Here is a 15,976-nt window from a genome sequence, read left to right as displayed (position 1 = left end):
GGCAGGAAGCCCGGCGCGCAGCAACGATTTACTCGTCGTCGAACTGGTAGCTACCCGGTGCCAGATTCTCGAAGCGCGAGAACTTGCCGAGGAAGGCCAGGCGCGCGGTCCCCAGCGGGCCGTTACGCTGCTTGCCGATGATGATCTCGGCCACGCCCTTGTACTCGGTCTCGGGGTGGTAGACCTCGTCGCGATAGACGAACAGGATGATGTCGGCGTCCTGCTCAATCGCCCCGGATTCACGCAAGTCGGAGTTGATCGGGCGCTTGTTGGGACGCTGTTCGAGGCCCCGGTTGAGCTGCGACAGGGCGATCACCGGGCAGTTGAATTCCTTGGCCAGGGCCTTGAGCGAGCGCGAGATCTCGGAAATCTCGTTGACCCGGCTGTCGCCGCTGGAACCTGGAATCTGCATCAACTGCAGGTAGTCGACCATGATCAGGCCGATCTCGCCATGCTCACGCGCCAGGCGCCGCGTACGCGCACGCATCTCGCTCGGGGAGATGCCGGCGGTATCGTCGATGAACAGCTTGCGGTCGTTGAGCAGGTTCACCGCACTGGTCAGTCGCGGCCAGTCGTCATCGTCGAGCTGACCGGCACGCACCTTGGTCTGGTCGATGCGCCCCAGCGAGGCGAGCATACGAATGACGATGGACTCCGACGGCATCTCCAGCGAGTAGACGAGGATCGACTTGTCGCTGCGCATCAGCGCGTTTTCCACCAGGTTCATGGCGAAGGTGGTCTTACCCATCGACGGACGGCCGGCGACGATGATCATGTCGGCCGGCTGCAGGCCGCTGGTCAGGTTGTCTAGATCGTCGAAGCCGGTGGACAGACCGGTGATCGCGTCACCGTTGTTGAACAGCTCGTCGATACGGTCGATGGCCTTGACCAGGATATCGTTGATGCCCACCGGGCCACCGGTCTTCGGCCGGTCCTCGGCGATCTCGAAGATCTTGCGCTCGGCCTCGTCGAGGATCTCCTCGCCGGTGCGTCCCTCGGGGGCATAGGCGCTGTCAGCGATCTCGTTGCTGATGCCGATCAGCTTACGCAGGGTCGCGCGTTCACGGATGATCTGCGCGTAGGCCTTGATGTTGGCCACCGACGGCGTGTTCTTCGCCAGTTCGCCCAGGTAGGCCAGACCGCCGACCTGCGACAGCTGACCTTCCTTGTCCAGCTGCTCGGACAGGGTCACGACGTCGAACGGCGCATTGCGCTCGGCCAGCTTGAAGATCGCCCGGAAGATCAGGCGATGGTCGTGGCGATAGAAGTCACCATCGGAAACGCCATCGAGCACGCGCTCCCAGGCATTGTTGTCCAGCATCAGACCACCCAGCACCGCCTGCTCCGCCTCGATGGAGTGCGGTGGCACCTTCAGGGCCGCAGTTTGCAGGTCGTATTGTTCGGGGATGCTGATGTCGTTCATAGGCTCGAAAAGAAAGTGCAGCGATAGAAAAACAAAGGGCACGGATCGCAGAAGCGATACCGTGCCCGATTGTCAGCAGACCTGCACCGAAGCGCAAGCCCGCTTGGCGGCTACTGCTTAGGCAGCGACCACGATCACCTTGACGGTGGCTTCGACGTCGGTGTGCAGGTGCAGTGCAACGTCGTACTCGCCGACCAGACGGATAGTACCGTTGGGCAGACGAACTTCAGCCTTGGCCACTTCAACGCCGGAGGCGGTCAGGGCGTCAGCGATGTCGTGGGTACCGATCGAACCGAACAGCTTGCCTTCATCGCCAGCAACGGCGGTGATGGTGACTTCCAGCTCAGCCAGTTGAGCAGCGCGAGCTTCAGCGGAAGCTTTCTTCTCGGCAGCGGCTTTTTCCAGCTCGGCGCGGCGGGCTTCGAACGCAGCTACGTTTTCAGCGGTAGCAGCGGTGGCCTTGCCTTGCGGCAGCAGGAAGTTACGGCCGTAACCGGCTTTAACGTTCACTTTGTCGCCCAGGTTGCCCAGATTGGCGATTTTTTCCAGCAGGATGACTTCCATTTGGGTCTTACCTCTTAACTTTTAACCTTCACCGTTCGCAGAGCCCGGGCCGTTCTTGCGCGCCAGGCGACCGCGAAAATCAAACAGACTGTCGACGATGGCCAAGACCACCAGCAAGGGATAGATCAGCTGCATGAACAGCAGCAACGTGATGTACAGGCCCACCAGCCAGAAGCGAGCGAGGCCACCCTTTTCCACCAGGCCATGCACCAGGGCGACCCCGGCGAACAGCAGCGGCACGCTGCACAGCGGCGTGAGCATGGCCAGTTGCGGCCCGAGGTTCGGACCCAGCAGCATGCCCGCCAGCAGCAACAGCGCCTGCGGCAGCGGCAGTCTCAGGGCGCGGAACTCGCTCCCGAAACCACCCGGGTTGTACAACACGGCCTGCCAGTAACGCCCAAGTATCAGGCTCAGCAAGCTCAGGATCTGCAGCAGGGCCGCCAGCAAACCGGTCAGCACTGGCGCAATCAGGGCCTCGAGACGCTCGCGTTCGTTCACCGTCATCTGCTGGTGAACCCCATCCAGCATGTTCGGCAGCAGCTTCTGCAGCTCGCCGGCCATGGCCGCGATGGGTTCGCGGAACACTGCCCCAAGGACAACCCCATACACCAGGCCCAGCACCACACTGCTCAGCAGTATGCGGTTCCAGGTCCAGCTGGCGCGCAACAACAACGCCAGTCCCAGCGACCCGACCAACACCAGCAAGGTGCGTGGTTCGCCGAAATACCACCAGGCAATCGCCGGTAGCATGGCCCAGGCCACGATGCCCAGGGCATCGTTGGCACCGCGCCGCAACAGCACCAGGCTGCCAGCGGCGGCACTCAACCAGAACAACAGCGGCATCGCTGCCGATCCCACCACCACGAGGGTGGCCTGCATGCGGCCGCGCATGATGTATTCAGCCAGGGCACGCATGCGATCTATTCCTTAACTCTTGTCGACTACCCGATCTCAGCGGCCGTGGCTGTCGGTGTAGGGCAGCAGGGCCAGGAAGCGGGCGCGCTTGATAGCGGTGGCCAGCTGACGCTGATAACGAGCCTTGGTACCGGTGATACGGCTGGGAACGATCTTGCCGGTTTCCGAGATGTAGGCTTTCAGGGTGTTGAGATCTTTGAAATCGATCTCTTTCACGTCTTCAGCGGTGAAACGGCAGAATTTACGACGACGGAAGAAACGTGCCATGTGATTGGCTCCTCAATAGATCCGTGGATTACTCGTCAGCGTTGTCGCTGTCGTTGCTGTCGCTGTCATCGCTGTCGTTGGACTCAGCGTTTTCAGGACGTTCACGACGCTCGCGGCGCTCACTGCGGTTTTCTTCGGCCTTCAGCATCTCGGACTGACCGGTTACGGCCTCGTCGCGACGGATGACCAGGTTACGGATCACGGCGTCGTTGTAGCGGAAGCTGTCTTCCAGCTCGGCCAGGGCCTTGCCGGTGCACTCTACGTTGAGCATCACGTAGTGGGCTTTGTGGACGTTGTTGATGGCGTAAGCCAGCTGACGACGACCCCAGTCTTCCAGGCGGTGAATCTTGCCACCGTCTTCTTCGATCAGCTTGGTGTAACGCTCGACCATGCCGCCGACTTGCTCGCTCTGGTCCGGGTGAACCAGAAAGATGATTTCGTAATGACGCATAAATGCTCCTTACGGGTTGTAGCCTGCCAACTAAGGTGGTCAGGCAAGGAGTGGGTTTTCTCGTGATGAGCTCACCGGACGTAAGGCATAGAAAAGCCTGCCGTCACGGCAAGGGGCGCCATTCTAGAGAAGCCCCCTGCCGCACGCAAGGTGAACTGGCGATTATTTGAACAGTCAGCCGCGCACCCTGGCCTGGCGCTGGCGCACCGCCTCGAACAGGCAGACGCCGGTGGCGACCGATACGTTCAGGCTGCTGACGCTGCCGCCCATGGGCAGCTTGACCAGGTAATCGCAATGCTCGCGGGTCAGGCGGCGCATGCCCTTGCCTTCGGCGCCCATCACCAGCACCGTCGGCCCGGTCATGTCGAGCTGGTACAGCTCCTGCTCCACCTCACCAGCGGTGCCGACGACCCACAGGCCTTTCTTCTGCAGCTTCTCCAGGGTCCGCGCCAGGTTGGTCACCGCGACCAGCGGAATGACCTCGGCGGCGCCGCAGGCCACCTTGCGCACGGTGGCGTTGAGCGTGGCCGACTTGTCCTTGGGCACGATCACCGCCTGCGCACCCGCGGCATCGGCCGTACGCAGGCAGGCCCCCAGGTTGTGCGGATCGGTGACGCCGTCGAGCACCAGCAGCAAGGGCACGCCCTCGCTACGTTCGAGCAGCTCGTCGAGCATGTTCTCGCCCCAGACCTGGCTTGGACTGACCTCGGCGACCACGCCCTGGTGCACGCCCTCGGCCCACTCGTCGAGTTCCTGGCGCTCCTTGTGCCCGACCGGCACGCGGTGCTGCGCCGCCAGCTCCAGCATCGGCTGGATACGCGGCGCCTGGCGGCTCTCGGCCAGCCACAACTGCTTGACCCGCTTGGGGTGATGGCGCAGCAGCGCCTCCACGGCATGCACGCCGTAGACCTTCTCCAACTGACTCATCGTTTCGCCTTACGCTTGCTCGGCTTGCCGCCAGCGGTCGCCTCGGCCTTGCCCTTGGGTGCAGGCGCGCCCTTGCGATGGCTGGACGATTTCTTCGCCGGTGCCTTGGCGCCGCCCTTCTTCGCTCCATCGAGCAGGGCCTTCTTCACCTCGCGGCTTTTCTGCACGTCGGTATTGCCCATGCCGCCGCGCTTGCCCGTGCGACGGGCGTCATCACCCTTGCCGGCCTTACCCTGGCTCAGCTCGAAGTCGATCTTGCGTTCGTCGAGGTCGACCCGCATCACCTTGACCTCGACGCTGTCGCCCAGGCGGAAGCTGCGACCGCTGCGCTCGCCGGACAGGCGATGATGGACGGGATCGAAGTGGTAGTAGTCGGCCGGCAACGCGGTCACGTGCACCAGGCCCTCGACATAGATGTCGCGCAACTCGACGAAGATGCCGAAGCCGGTCACCGCGGTGATCACGCCTTCGAAGGTCTCGCCGACGCGATCCTGCATGAACTCGCACTTGAGCCAGTTGACCACGTCACGGGTGGCCTCGTCGGCGCGGCGCTCGGTCATCGAGCACTGCTCGCCGAGTTTCTCCAGGGCCGCCTCGTCGTACGGATAGATGCGCGCCTTGGGCATGGCCGCCGCACCGGCGCGCTCGACATGCGAGGTTTCCCGCTTGGAACGGATCACGCTGCGAATGGCACGGTGCACCAGCAGGTCGGGATAGCGACGGATCGGCGAAGTGAAGTGGGTGTAGGCCTCGTAGTTGAGACCGAAGTGCCCTTCGTTCTGCGCGCTGTACACCGCCTGGCTGAGCGATCGCAGCATCACGGTCTGGATCAGGTGGAAGTCCGGACGCTCGCGGATGCTCTCCAGCAAGCGCTGGTAGTCCTTCGGCGACGGGCCATCCTTGGACTTGCCGCGCTGCAGCGACAGGCCAAGCTCGCCGAGGAACTGCTTGAGCTTCTCCAGGCGCTCCGGCGGCGGGCCATCGTGCACGCGATACAGCGAGGGTATCTCGTGATCCTGCATGAAGCGTGCGGTGGCCACGTTGGCGGCCAGCATGCACTCCTCGATCAGCTTGTGCGCATCGTTGCGCTGGGTCGGACGAATCTCGTCGATCTTGCGATCGGAGCCGAAGACGATGCGCGTTTCCTGCGTATCGAAATCGATGGCGCCGCGCTCGTGACGTGCGGCGACCAGCACCTGATAGAGCGCATACAGCTCCTTGAGGTGCGGCAGGACCGCCTTGTACTCGCTGCGCAGGGCCTTGCCTTCGGCGCCCTTGGGATCTTCCAGCATGTAGCTGACCTTGTTGTAGGTCAGCCGCGCATGGGAGTGGATCACCGCCTCGTAGAACTTGTAGTCGACCATCTGGCCGCTCTTGGACATGCTCATCTCGCAGACCATGGCCAGACGATCGACATGCGGGTTGAGCGAGCACAGGCCGTTGGACAGCTCCTCCGGCAGCATCGGCACGACGCGCTCGGGGAAGTACACCGAGTTGCCACGCTCCACTGCTTCGGCATCCAGCGCCGAACCGACCTTCACGTAATGCGACACGTCGGCGATGGCCACGTACAGCTTCCAGCCACCGGAGAACAGCTTCCAGCGGCTGCTGTTCTTCTCGCAGTAGACGGCGTCGTCGAAGTCGCGCGCATCCTCGCCATCGATGGTGACGAACGGCAGATGACGCAGATCGACGCGCTTCTCCTTGTCCTTCTCTTCCACCTCGGGCTTGAGCTTGCGCGCTTCCTTGATCACGGCCTCGGGCCAGACATGCGGAATGTCGTAGCTGCGCAGCGCCACGTCGATTTCCATGCCCGGCGCCATGTAGTTGCCGATCACCTCGACGATGTCGCCCTGCGGCTGGAAGCGCTGCGTCGGCCAGTGGGTGATCTTGATCTCGACGAACTGACCGATGCGCGCACCGGCGGTGCGGCCCGGAGTGACCAGCACTTCCTGCTGAATCTTCGGGTTGTCCGCGACCACGAAGCCGATACCGTTCTCTTCGTAGTAGCGACCGACGACGCTCTCGTGAGCACGCTCGATCACCTCGACGATACCGCCCTCGCGGCGCCCGCGACGGTCGAAACCGGCCACGCGCACCAGGGCCCGGTCGCCGTCGAAGACCAGGCGCATCTGCGCCGGGCTGAGGAACAGGTCGTCACTGCCGTCGTCCGGCACCAGGAAGCCGAAACCGTCGCGGTGACCGCTGATGCGACCGCAGATCAGGTCGAGCTTGTCCACCGGGGCATAGCTGCCTCGCCGGGTATAGATCAGTTGACCGTCGCGTTCCATGGCGCGCAGGCGGCGGCGCAGGGCTTCGAGCTGGTCTTCGGTTTCGAGACCGAACTCTTCGACCAGCTGCTCGCGGCTGGCGGGCGAACCACGTTCGGCCAGATGGGCCAGGATCAGTTCGCGGCTGGGAATGGGGTTTTCGTATTTTTCCGCCTCGCGGGCGGCCTCGGGATCGAGGGATTGCCAATCGGCCATTTAAAGGGGGTTACCTATGCGTATGTATAAAGGTGTGTGTGCCATATGCCTATTGAAGCGCGAAATCGGCATCCGGGGCAGCTTTTCCGGCGACAATAATTTTTTTGGGGTCAGGGGTTTACAAGGTAAATGCCCGCCCGTATAGTTCGCGCCCACAGCGTCGAGGAGACGTTGTAACACGAAGCAGATGATGATTCATCGGTTTCAGTGCCCAGGTGGCGGAATTGGTAGACGCGCTGGTTTCAGGTATCAGTGGTGGCAACACCGTGGAAGTTCGAGTCTTCTCCTGGGCACCAAATTCGTGAAGCAGATTGATAACCTGTTTCACAATAACGGACGCAGTGATCCGTGTCGGCAACGATGAACATTGCAGTGTGCCCAGGTGGCGGAATTGGTAGACGCGCTGGTTTCAGGTATCAGTGGTGGCAACACCGTGGAAGTTCGAGTCTTCTCCTGGGCACCAAAATTCAAGAAAACCGAGTCAAAAGACTCGGTTTTTTTATGCCCGCAGAAAAAGGCCGCCAGCAGGCGGCCTCCGCACTCAGACCTTGAACTGCCCCAGACTGGCCTTGAGCTGCGCCGCCAGCTCGTCCAGCGCCCGCGCATTGCCGGCGATGGCCGTCACCGCTTCTGCGGCACGCCGCGCCTCGGCATGAATCACCTCGACCCGCTCACGCACCGCCCCGGCGCCCTGCGCCTGGTGCGCCGCCGCCTGCGTCGCGGCATTGATGGCGCCATGCACCTCATCCACCGACTGCTGCACCGATTGCTGCAGGCGCGCACTGTCGCGCAGCACCTCGAGCCCTTCGTTGCCCTGGGTGCCCGCCTGGGTGATGGCCGCCACCGCTTCCTGTGCGCCCCGCTGCAGGGCAGCGATGTGCGTCTGGATGTCGCCGGTGGATTGCTGGGTCTTGCTGGCCAGGGCGCGCACTTCGTCCGCCACCACGGCAAAACCGCGACCGCTTTCCCCCGCCCGAGCCGCCTCGATGGCCGCGTTCAGCGCCAGCAGGTTGGTCTGCTCGGCGATGGACTGAATCACGGTCAGCACCACCTCGATCTGCTCGCTCTGCTTGGCCAGGCGCTCGATCACCGCCGAGCCGTCCGCCACACGGGCAACCAGCCCCTCGATCAGAGCGGATAGCCGCTGAGCGATCGCCGCATTCTCATGCGCTGCCTGGCGAATGGTGTCGACGCGCTGCAGCGCCTCCTGCATCGCCTGGCTCTCGGACTGCGCCTCATCCGCCATCTGCTCCAGCGCCTGCAGGCTGCCCGCCACCTCGTCACGCTGGCGACCGGCCGCCGCTTCCGCCGCCACGCCGCGCTCGGTCAGGCTGCGAATCTGCTCGCCGGTGCGCAGCGCCACCTCGCCGGACTCGCGCACGATGGGTTGCAACTTGGCGATGAAGCGATTGACCGCCCCCGCCATCTCACCCACTTCATCCTGGCTGCGAACATCCACGCGGCGCGTCAGGTCGCCCTCACCCGCCGCCAGATCGTTGAGCGCATCGCTGAGCAGGCGCAGGCGGCTGAGCACCCGCCAGCCCAGCACCAGCGCCACCGCCATCAGCGCCACGGCACCGACCACCAGCAAGCCCAGGGCGATGTTCCAGCGCAGCGTGTCCGCTGCGGCACGCACCGACTCGCCGCCATTGCGCGCCATTTCGTCGGTGTAGCGCTCGGCCGACTTCAGCCGCTCACGCAAGGCCCGCGCCGCCTCTTCCGACGCCCCCGACAGGCTGCTGTCGACCAGCTCGCCCGCACCGCTGACCAGCCCGTTGAAGCGCCCGTCGAGTGCTGCCAACTCACGCTCGACCACCTCCAGCGAGAGGCCCATCTGGATCTTGCCGATCTGCGCGCCCATCGGATTGATTTCCGCCTCGACGATGTACACCCGCGGATCACGCGAGGCGGCATCGACCAGCTTGTCCAGCGGCGAACTGCCCTGCCCCGCCGCGACCAGCTCGCGCACCCGCGAGTTGCTGCGGTTGAAATTGCGCGTCAGGCGCTTGCCCTCGGCGTCGTAGACCACCGCGAAGAGCACTGCCGGGTCCTGCTGCGCGATACGGGTCAGGGCCGTCAGCGCCGGAACGTCAAGGTCCCATATGGCCTTGGGCGCCACCCCGGCGAGCAGCCGCGCCAGCGATTGCCCGGACTGCTTGAGACTGCCCTCGAGCACCTCGCGCAGTTGCGCCTGCTCGCTCTTGAGCTGCCCGGAAAGGCCCTCGGTAAGGCGTGCGCGAGTGCTCTGCGAGAGCGCCGCCAGGCCCTGGCTCATCTCCTGCTCGGCCAGGTTCAGCTCGTCGCCCAGGCGCCTGCTTTCGCCGCCCAGACGCTGGGCGAGATCCTCGACCATGCCATTGACCGACGCCCCCATCAGCCACACCGCAAGCCCGACTTGCACCAACATGGCCAGACCCAGGGCAACGTACACCGGACGCAGCAGACGACTGCGCAACATCGAAACGATGGCGAACACGGGCAACACTCCTCAACGACCGTAATCGTGTTAACGGCGACTTCCGGGATAAATTTAGCTCAAGCAAGCTTCATACCCGGCACCCGGATACGAAAAGACCGCCCGGAGGCGGTCTTTTCAGTGATCGAACGGGCGATCAGGCGAACGGGTGACGCAGGACGATGGTCTCGTTGCGGTCCGGGCCGGTGGAGATGATGTCGATCGGCGCACCGACCAGCTCCTCGACGCGCTTGATATAGGCACGAGCAGCGGCCGGCAGGTCGTCCAGGCTCTTGGCGCCCAGGGTCGACTCGCTCCAGCCCGGCATTTCCTCGTACACCGGCTGCAGGCCGATGTAGCTGTCGGCATCGGTCGGCGCATCGCTCAGCACCTGGCCGTTGGCATCCTTGTAGCCGGTGCAGATGCGGATGGTTTCCAGGCCGTCGAGCACGTCCAGCTTGGTCAGGCACAGGCCGGAGATGCTGTTGATCTCGATGGCGCGACGCAGGATCACGGCATCGAACCAGCCGCAGCGACGGGCACGACCGGTGGTCGCACCGAACTCGTGACCACGCTTGGCCAGGAAGGCACCGATGTCGTCGAACAGCTCGGTCGGGAACGGACCGGAACCCACACGGGTGGTGTAGGCCTTGGTGATACCGAGGATGTAGTCGAGGTACAGCGGGCCGAAACCGGAACCGGTGGCGATACCGCCGGCGGTGGTGTTGGAGCTGGTGACGTAGGGGTAGGTGCCGTGGTCGATGTCCAGCAGCGAGCCCTGGGCCCCCTCGAACATGATGTCCTTGCCGCCCTTGCGCAGGTCATGCAGCACTGCGGTGACGTCGGCCATCATCGGCTTGAGCAGCTCGGCGTATTCCATGCACTCGTCCAGAGTCTTCTGGAAGTCGATGGCCGGCTCCTTGTAGAAGTTGACCAGCTGGAAGTTGTGGTAGTCCAGCAGTTCGCCGAGCTTCGCGGCGAAACGCTCGCGATGGAACAGGTCACCGACCCGCAGGCCGCGACGCGCTACCTTGTCCTCGTACGCCGGGCCGATACCGCGACCGGTGGTACCGATCTTGGCATCGCCACGGGCCTTCTCGCGCGCCTGATCCAGGGCGACGTGATAGGACAGGATCAGCGGGCAAGCCGGGCTGATGCGCAGGCGCTCGCGCACGGGCACGCCCTTCTCTTCCAGCTTGTTGATTTCGCGCAGCAGGGCGTCAGGCGCGACGACCACGCCGTTGCCGATCAGGCACTCGACACCCTCACGCAGGATGCCGGACGGAATCAGGTGCAGGACGGTCTTCTCACCATCGATCACCAGGGTGTGGCCGGCATTGTGGCCGCCCTGGTAACGCACGACTGCAGCGGCCTGCTCGGTGAGCAGGTCGACGATCTTGCCCTTGCCCTCATCACCCCACTGGGTGCCCAGGACGACGACATTCTTACCCATAAACTTGTCCTCTTCGCGCAAGCTTCGATGCCGGCAGCTGGCCGGCGAAAATGAATTCAGGACGCCAGGGGCGTCACCTGCCAACGTCCATCGCGCAGCGCCAGCAGCCGATCACAGCCTGCCTCGTGCGCATCCGCCTCGCTCTGCCCGGGCAGCGCCTGAACCACGCGCTCGCCCTCACCACGCAGACGACGAACGGCCTGCCACAGATAGAGGTCATGATTGTCCGGCGCCCAGATGCCTTTGACAGTCTCATCCAGGCGCATGTCCCCCAGGGTCACCAGGGTTTTCAGATCGGTGGAGAAGCCCGTCGCCGGGCGTGCCCGGCCGAATACGGCTCCCGTGTCGTCGTAACGCCCGCCCTGAGCGATGGCTCCGCCTTCGCCCGGCACGAACGCCGCGAACACCACACCGGTGTGATAGTTGTAGCCACGCAGCTCACCCAGGTCGAAATACAGCGGCAACTCGGGGTAGCGCAGTTCCAGCGCATCGGCGATGGCGACCAGCTCATCGAGCGCGGCATGCACCGCATCGGGCGCCTCGACCAGCGCGGCCTGGGCCAGGTCCAGCACCTCGCGGCCACCGCACAGCTCGGCCAGGGAACGCAGCATGCTGCCCAGACCGGCCGGCAAGGCGGCGGTCAGCGCTTCGATCTCGTCCATGGCCTTGCGCTGCAAGGCATCGAACAGCTGTTGCTCGGCCTCGCCGGAGAGACCGGCGGCACGCGCCAGGCCACGGTAGATGCCGACATGACCGAGGTCCATGTGCACGTCCGGCACGGCGGCCAACTCCAGGGTCTCGACCAGCAGGCTGATCACCTCGATATCGCTGGCCGGGCTGGCGTCGCCATAGAGCTCGGCACCCAGCTGGATCGGGCTGCGCGACGTGGTCAGGGCACGCGGCTTGGCGTGCAGCACACTGCCCGCGTAGCACAGGCGGCTCGGCCCCTCGCGACGCAGCGTGTGCGCGTCGATGCGCGCCACCTGCGGCGTGATGTCGGCACGAAAGCCCATCTGCCGGCCGGACAGCGGATCGGTGACCTTGAACGTACGCAGGTCAAGATCCTGGCCAGCGCCAGTCAGCAGGGATTCCAGGTACTCGATATGCGGGGTGACGACGAACTCGTAACCCCAACGCTGGAACAGGTCCAGCACCTGACGGCGTGCCGCCTCGATGCGCGCCGCTTCCGGCGGCAGTACTTCTTCGATGCCATCTGGCAGCAGCCAGCGGTCTACCGTTGCCATTTCGCCATTCCCCTCTCGATCCGGGCGGCACAAGCCTTCAGTGAAGCAGATAGAGAAGAGCCGTACCCAGCAGCATGCTGGCCAGCCCCATAAGACGCAGTCGGCGGTCGGGCAGCCGGGCTGCCTGCATTACCGCCCCGCGCCAGTGGCGCGGATAGAGGAAGGGCAGGATGCCTTCCAGCACCAGTACCAGACACAGAGCGATGCCGAGTTCCTGCCACATGATTCCCACAGACGCAAAAAAGCCGGGATTTTCCCGGCTGCCGCATCATACCACGCTAAAAGCCTCGAGCCACAAGCTTCAAGCCGCAAGTAGACGACCAGCGCCTGCTTGCGGCTTGTTGCGGCTCAAGGTTTGGCTTTTTCCAGGTAGCGGAAGAAATCGCTACTCGGGTCCAGCACCAGTACATCGCGCTTGTCAGCGAAGCTTTCGCGATAGGCCTTGAGGCTACGGTAGAAGGCGTAGAACTCCTGGTCCTGACCGTAGGCACGGGCGTAGATGGCGGCCGCCTGGGCATCACCGTCACCGCGCAGTTCTTCGGCCTGGCGATAGGCCTCGGCCAGCAGCACGCGGCGCTGACGGTCGGCGTCGGCACGAATGCCTTCAGCCAGCTCGCGACCCTTGGCGCGATGCTCGCGCGCCTCACGCTCACGCTCGGTGCTCATCCGCTCGAAGACGCTGCGGTTGACCTCACGCGGCAGATCGATGGCCTTGACCCGCACATCGACCACTTCGATACCCAGCTCGCGCTCGGCGGCGCGGTTGAGCGTCGAGGTCACATCGGCCATCAGCGCATCACGCTCGCCGGACACCGACTCGTGCAGGGTGCGCTTGCCGAACTGGTCACGCAGCGAGGCCTCCAGACGACGCGCCAGGCGCTCGTCGGCGACCTGCTTCAGGCCCGAGGTGGACTGATAGAAGCGCTCGGCATCCTTCACCCGCCACTTGGCGTAGGCGTCGACCATCAGCGCCTTCTTCTCCAGGGTGAGGAAGCGCGACGACGTCGAATCCAGGGTCAGCAGGCGAGCGTCGAAGATGCGCACCTGGTTCACGTACGGAATCTTCACGTGCAGGCCCGGCTTGACGTCCGGGTTGACCACACGGCCGAACTGCAGCAATACCGCACGTTCGGTCTGCGCCACGATGTAGAAGCTGTTCCACGCCACCAGCGCCAGAACCACGGCCACGATCAGGCCGATCAGGGACTTGTTGCTCATCAACGGCCCTCCCGGGAACGCAGGTTGCGCTGCGACAGATCGCTGCTCAGCGGCACAGCCGGATCACGCGTTGTCGCAGTACTGCTGTTGGCAGAAGCGGACGAGGACGAAACGCCACCGCGACCGTCAATCATCTTGTCCAGCGGCAGGTACAGCAGGTTGTTCTGCCCCTTGTCGCCAGTGACCAGAACCTTGCTGGTGTTGCTCATCATCTCCTGCATGGTGTCCAGGTACAGACGCTCACGCGTGACCTCGGGCGCCTTGCGATACTCGGTGACCAACTTGGTGAAGCGATCAGCCTCACCCTCGGCACGTGCGATGACTTCATCACGATAACCGTTGGCTTCCTCCAGCAGACGCTGGGCCTGGCCGCGCGCCTCGGGAATCACGCCATTGGCATAGGACTCGGCCTGGTTCTTCTCGCGTTGTTCGTCCTCGCGGGCACGAATCACGTCGTCGAAGGCTTCCTGGACTTCACGCGGTGCCGCGGCGCTCTGGATGTTCACCTGGGTGATGGTGATACCGGTGCGGTAGTTGTCGAGGAAACGCTGCAGACGCTCGTGCACCTCACTGGCCATCAGTTCACGACCTTCGGTCAATACCTGATCCATCTCGGTGGAACCCACCACGTGGCGCACGGCACTGTCGGTCGCATGCTGCAGGCTGACTTCCGGCTGATCCACGTTGAGCACGAAGTCCTGCAGGTTGCTGATGCGGTACTGCACGGTCAGCGGCACTTCGATGATGTTCTCGTCCTCGGTCAGCATCGCGCCCTGCTTGCTGTAGGCACGCTCACGAGTGACATTTTCCTGGAACTTGCGATCGATCGGCGGGAAGTAGATGTTCAGGCCGGGACCAACGGTTTCATGGTACTTGCCGAAGCGCAGCACCACGGCCTGCTCCTGCTCGTCCACCACGTAGATCGCACTGTACAGCCAGATCACCGCCAGCAGGCCGAGGCCCACGAACAGCAGGCCGAAACCGCCACCGCCGCCACTGCGGCCAGAGTCGTCGTCACCGCGCTTCTTGCCGCCACCAAAAAGCCCGTTCAGGCTTTCTTGCAACTTGCGGAACGCTTCGTCGAGATCCGGCGGGCCCTGCCGGCCACCGCCTTTGCGGCCGCCCCAAGGGTCTTGATTGTTCGAGTTGCCACCCGGCTCATTCCAAGCCATAGCGTTCTCCGTACTGATAAAGCGAAGGCGCGCCCACGGCGCGCCGGCCAATGCTACCCAAAGCCCCCGGCCGACAGCAAAGCCGCCGCCACAGGCTTTATTGCAAAGTATGTTGCTCGATGAACAGCTGAGGCTCCATGCCTTCGCGACTCACCAGGCGATTGAGCTCGACCCTCGGCAAACGCACCGACAGCAGACTACGCCCCTGCTCGTCATGCCCTTCGTCCTGCACCGCCCCCAGTTCGAAGAACTGCGCGCGCAGGCGCCCCAGACGTTGCGGCAACTGCAGCGTACCGACGAACAGGTCGTCCGCCAGCAACTCAGCCACCGCCTGCCGCAACAGCTCCAGACCGCGCCCCTCGCGCGCCGACAACCAGACGCGCAGCGGCTTGCCATCGGCATCGCGCTGAATCTGTGGCTCGACACCTTCCAACAAATCCAGCTTGTTGTACACCTCGAGCATCGGCAATTCGTTCGCACCGATCTCCTTGAGCACCGCCTGCACCTGCTCGATCTGCGCCATGCGCTCGGGCTCATGGGCATCGATCACGTGCAGCAGCAGGTCGGAGTTGCTCGACTCCTCAAGCGTAGCGCGAAAGGCCTCGACCAGCTTGTGCGGCAGGTGGCGGATGAAGCCCACGGTATCGGCCAGGACGATCGGCCCGAGGTCGTCGAGTTCGAGCCGGCGCAGGGTCGGATCGAGCGTGGCGAACAGCTGGTCCGCGGCGTACACCTCGGAGGTGGTCAGCGCATTGAACAGCGTGGACTTGCCGGCGTTGGTGTAACCCACCAGGGAAACCGAAGGGATGTCCGCGCGCTTGCGCCCGCGGCGCGCCTGCTCACGCTGACTGCGCACCTTCTCCAGCTTCTGCTTGATCTGGCGGATGCGTACACGCAGCAGACGACGGTCGGTCTCCAGCTGGGTTTCACCCGGACCGCGCAGACCGATCCCGCCCTTCTGCCGCTCCAGGTGGGTCCAGCCACGCACCAGGCGCGTACTCATGTGATCGAGCTGCGCCAGCTCGACCTGCAGCTTGCCTTCGTGGGTACGGGCGCGCTGGGCGAAGATATCGAGGATCAACCCGGTACGATCGAGCACGCGACATTCGAACGCACGCTCGAGGTTGCGCTCCTGGCTCGGTGTCAGGGTGTGATTGAAGATGACCAGTTCGGCCTCGCTGGCCCTGACCTGGTCGCGCAGCTCCTCGACCTTGCCACTCCCGATGAGGTACTTGGCGGTCAGGCGACTGCTGGGCACGCTGAGAAAAGCGACCATGTCGGCGCCTGCCGACATGGCCAACTCCTGGAACTCCTGGGGATCTTCGCTCGCCTCGGAGTCTTGGCCTTCCAGATGAACCAGGATGGCCCGCTCACCGCCCTCATGACGCTCGAAGAACAATG

General features: G+C 64.0%; 14 protein-coding genes and 2 tRNA genes. 2 read left to right on the top strand and 14 right to left on the bottom strand.

What is annotated here, in order from left to right; all coding sequences use genetic code 11:
* Nucleotides 1–28: 28 nt before the first annotated feature.
* The 7 genes from dnaB to rnr form a co-directional block, all read right to left on the bottom strand.
* Nucleotides 29–1,423 (bottom strand): replicative DNA helicase, encoded by a 1,395-nt coding sequence (gene dnaB / locus JLK41_RS03320; protein WP_037052414.1) that lies wholly within the window; start codon nt 1,421–1,423, stop codon nt 29–31.
* Between the two features lie 117 nt (nt 1,424–1,540).
* Nucleotides 1,541–1,987, bottom strand: a complete 447-nt coding sequence (rplI, locus tag JLK41_RS03315; protein WP_037052411.1) for a 50S ribosomal protein L9 — start codon at nt 1,985–1,987, stop codon at nt 1,541–1,543.
* A 21-nt stretch (nt 1,988–2,008) separates the two neighbouring features.
* Nucleotides 2,009–2,902, bottom strand: a complete 894-nt coding sequence (locus tag JLK41_RS03310; RefSeq protein WP_134676022.1) for a YybS family protein — start codon at nt 2,900–2,902, stop codon at nt 2,009–2,011.
* Between the two features lie 36 nt (nt 2,903–2,938).
* Complete coding sequence (gene rpsR, locus JLK41_RS03305; RefSeq protein WP_003246847.1) at nt 2,939–3,169, bottom strand: 30S ribosomal protein S18; 231 nt, start codon at nt 3,167–3,169, stop codon at nt 2,939–2,941.
* A gap of 28 nt (nt 3,170–3,197) precedes the next feature.
* Nucleotides 3,198–3,620 carry a 30S ribosomal protein S6 gene (gene rpsF / locus JLK41_RS03300; RefSeq protein ID WP_047590140.1) on the bottom strand — a complete coding sequence of 141 codons (423 nt, stop codon included), beginning with the start codon at nt 3,618–3,620 and terminating at the stop codon, nt 3,198–3,200.
* A gap of 174 nt (nt 3,621–3,794) precedes the next feature.
* Entirely contained in the window at nt 3,795–4,547 is a 753-nt protein-coding gene (rlmB, locus tag JLK41_RS03295; RefSeq protein WP_037052404.1) for a 23S rRNA (guanosine(2251)-2'-O)-methyltransferase RlmB, read from the bottom strand.
* Nucleotides 4,544–7,033, bottom strand: a complete 2,490-nt coding sequence (gene rnr / locus JLK41_RS03290; protein ID WP_037052403.1) for a ribonuclease R — start codon at nt 7,031–7,033, stop codon at nt 4,544–4,546. Before rnr ends, rlmB begins: the two co-directional genes overlap by 4 nt.
* 209 nt (nt 7,034–7,242) lie before the next feature.
* Between rnr and JLK41_RS03285 the strand changes: the two genes are divergently transcribed.
* Both JLK41_RS03285 and JLK41_RS03280 read left to right on the top strand, forming a co-directional pair.
* A tRNA-Leu gene (locus JLK41_RS03285) sits at nt 7,243–7,329 on the top strand.
* Between the two features lie 80 nt (nt 7,330–7,409).
* Nucleotides 7,410–7,496 (top strand) — tRNA-Leu (locus tag JLK41_RS03280).
* A gap of 78 nt (nt 7,497–7,574) precedes the next feature.
* On the opposite strand, the gene JLK41_RS03275 is transcribed toward JLK41_RS03280, so the two are convergent.
* From JLK41_RS03275 to hflX, 7 genes are all read right to left on the bottom strand, one after another.
* Complete coding sequence (locus tag JLK41_RS03275; protein ID WP_037054813.1) at nt 7,575–9,509, bottom strand: methyl-accepting chemotaxis protein; 1,935 nt, start codon at nt 9,507–9,509, stop codon at nt 7,575–7,577.
* 136 nt (nt 9,510–9,645) lie between these two features.
* Nucleotides 9,646–10,941 carry an adenylosuccinate synthase gene (locus JLK41_RS03270; protein WP_037054814.1) on the bottom strand — a complete coding sequence of 432 codons (1,296 nt, stop codon included), beginning with the start codon at nt 10,939–10,941 and terminating at the stop codon, nt 9,646–9,648.
* Between the two features lie 56 nt (nt 10,942–10,997).
* Entirely contained in the window at nt 10,998–12,185 is a 1,188-nt protein-coding gene (locus JLK41_RS03265) for an ATP phosphoribosyltransferase regulatory subunit (RefSeq protein WP_037054815.1), read from the bottom strand.
* A gap of 37 nt (nt 12,186–12,222) precedes the next feature.
* Entirely contained in the window at nt 12,223–12,408 is a 186-nt protein-coding gene (locus JLK41_RS03260) for a DUF2065 domain-containing protein (protein ID WP_003459207.1), read from the bottom strand.
* A 125-nt stretch (nt 12,409–12,533) separates the two neighbouring features.
* Nucleotides 12,534–13,403 carry a protease modulator HflC gene (gene hflC / locus JLK41_RS03255; RefSeq protein WP_037054817.1) on the bottom strand — a complete coding sequence of 290 codons (870 nt, stop codon included), beginning with the start codon at nt 13,401–13,403 and terminating at the stop codon, nt 12,534–12,536.
* The gene (gene hflK, locus JLK41_RS03250; protein ID WP_037054818.1) at nt 13,403–14,575 is read right to left on the bottom strand and encodes an FtsH protease activity modulator HflK; all 1,173 of its coding nucleotides are present in this window, start codon (nt 14,573–14,575) and stop codon (nt 13,403–13,405) included. The genes hflC and hflK overlap by 1 nt, the downstream gene beginning before the upstream one ends.
* A 97-nt stretch (nt 14,576–14,672) precedes the next feature.
* Nucleotides 14,673–15,974 (bottom strand): ribosome rescue GTPase HflX, encoded by a 1,302-nt coding sequence (hflX, locus tag JLK41_RS03245; protein WP_134676025.1) that lies wholly within the window; start codon nt 15,972–15,974, stop codon nt 14,673–14,675.
* Between the last annotated feature and the right edge of the window lie 2 nt (nt 15,975–15,976).

Source organism: Ectopseudomonas khazarica (assembly GCF_017915135.1).
Taxonomy (GTDB): domain Bacteria; phylum Pseudomonadota; class Gammaproteobacteria; order Pseudomonadales; family Pseudomonadaceae; genus Aquipseudomonas; species Aquipseudomonas khazarica.
The sequence above is the reverse complement of the archived record's forward strand: the minus strand, read 5'-3'. Positions and strand labels throughout refer to the sequence as shown.

Excerpts from the sequence above, each read along its gene's own strand:
- dnaB (WP_037052414.1), bottom strand. The coding sequence starts at position 1,423 with ATGAACGACATCAGCATCCCCGAACAATACGACCTGCAAACTGCGGCC.
- rplI (WP_037052411.1), bottom strand. The coding sequence starts at position 1,987 with ATGGAAGTCATCCTGCTGGAAAAAATCGCCAATCTGGGCAACCTGGGC.
- JLK41_RS03310 (WP_134676022.1), bottom strand. The coding sequence starts at position 2,902 with ATGCGTGCCCTGGCTGAATACATCATGCGCGGCCGCATGCAGGCCACC.
- rpsR (WP_003246847.1), bottom strand. The coding sequence starts at position 3,169 with ATGGCACGTTTCTTCCGTCGTCGTAAATTCTGCCGTTTCACCGCTGAA.
- rpsF (WP_047590140.1), bottom strand. The coding sequence starts at position 3,620 with ATGCGTCATTACGAAATCATCTTTCTGGTTCACCCGGACCAGAGCGAG.
- rlmB (WP_037052404.1), bottom strand. The coding sequence starts at position 4,547 with ATGAGTCAGTTGGAGAAGGTCTACGGCGTGCATGCCGTGGAGGCGCTG.
- rnr (WP_037052403.1), bottom strand. The coding sequence starts at position 7,033 with ATGGCCGATTGGCAATCCCTCGATCCCGAGGCCGCCCGCGAGGCGGAA.
- JLK41_RS03270 (WP_037054814.1), bottom strand. The coding sequence starts at position 10,941 with ATGGGTAAGAATGTCGTCGTCCTGGGCACCCAGTGGGGTGATGAGGGC.
- JLK41_RS03265 (WP_037054815.1), bottom strand. The coding sequence starts at position 12,185 with ATGGCAACGGTAGACCGCTGGCTGCTGCCAGATGGCATCGAAGAAGTA.
- JLK41_RS03260 (WP_003459207.1), bottom strand. The coding sequence starts at position 12,408 with ATGTGGCAGGAACTCGGCATCGCTCTGTGTCTGGTACTGGTGCTGGAA.
- hflC (WP_037054817.1), bottom strand. The coding sequence starts at position 13,403 with ATGAGCAACAAGTCCCTGATCGGCCTGATCGTGGCCGTGGTTCTGGCG.
- hflK (WP_037054818.1), bottom strand. The coding sequence starts at position 14,575 with ATGGCTTGGAATGAGCCGGGTGGCAACTCGAACAATCAAGACCCTTGG.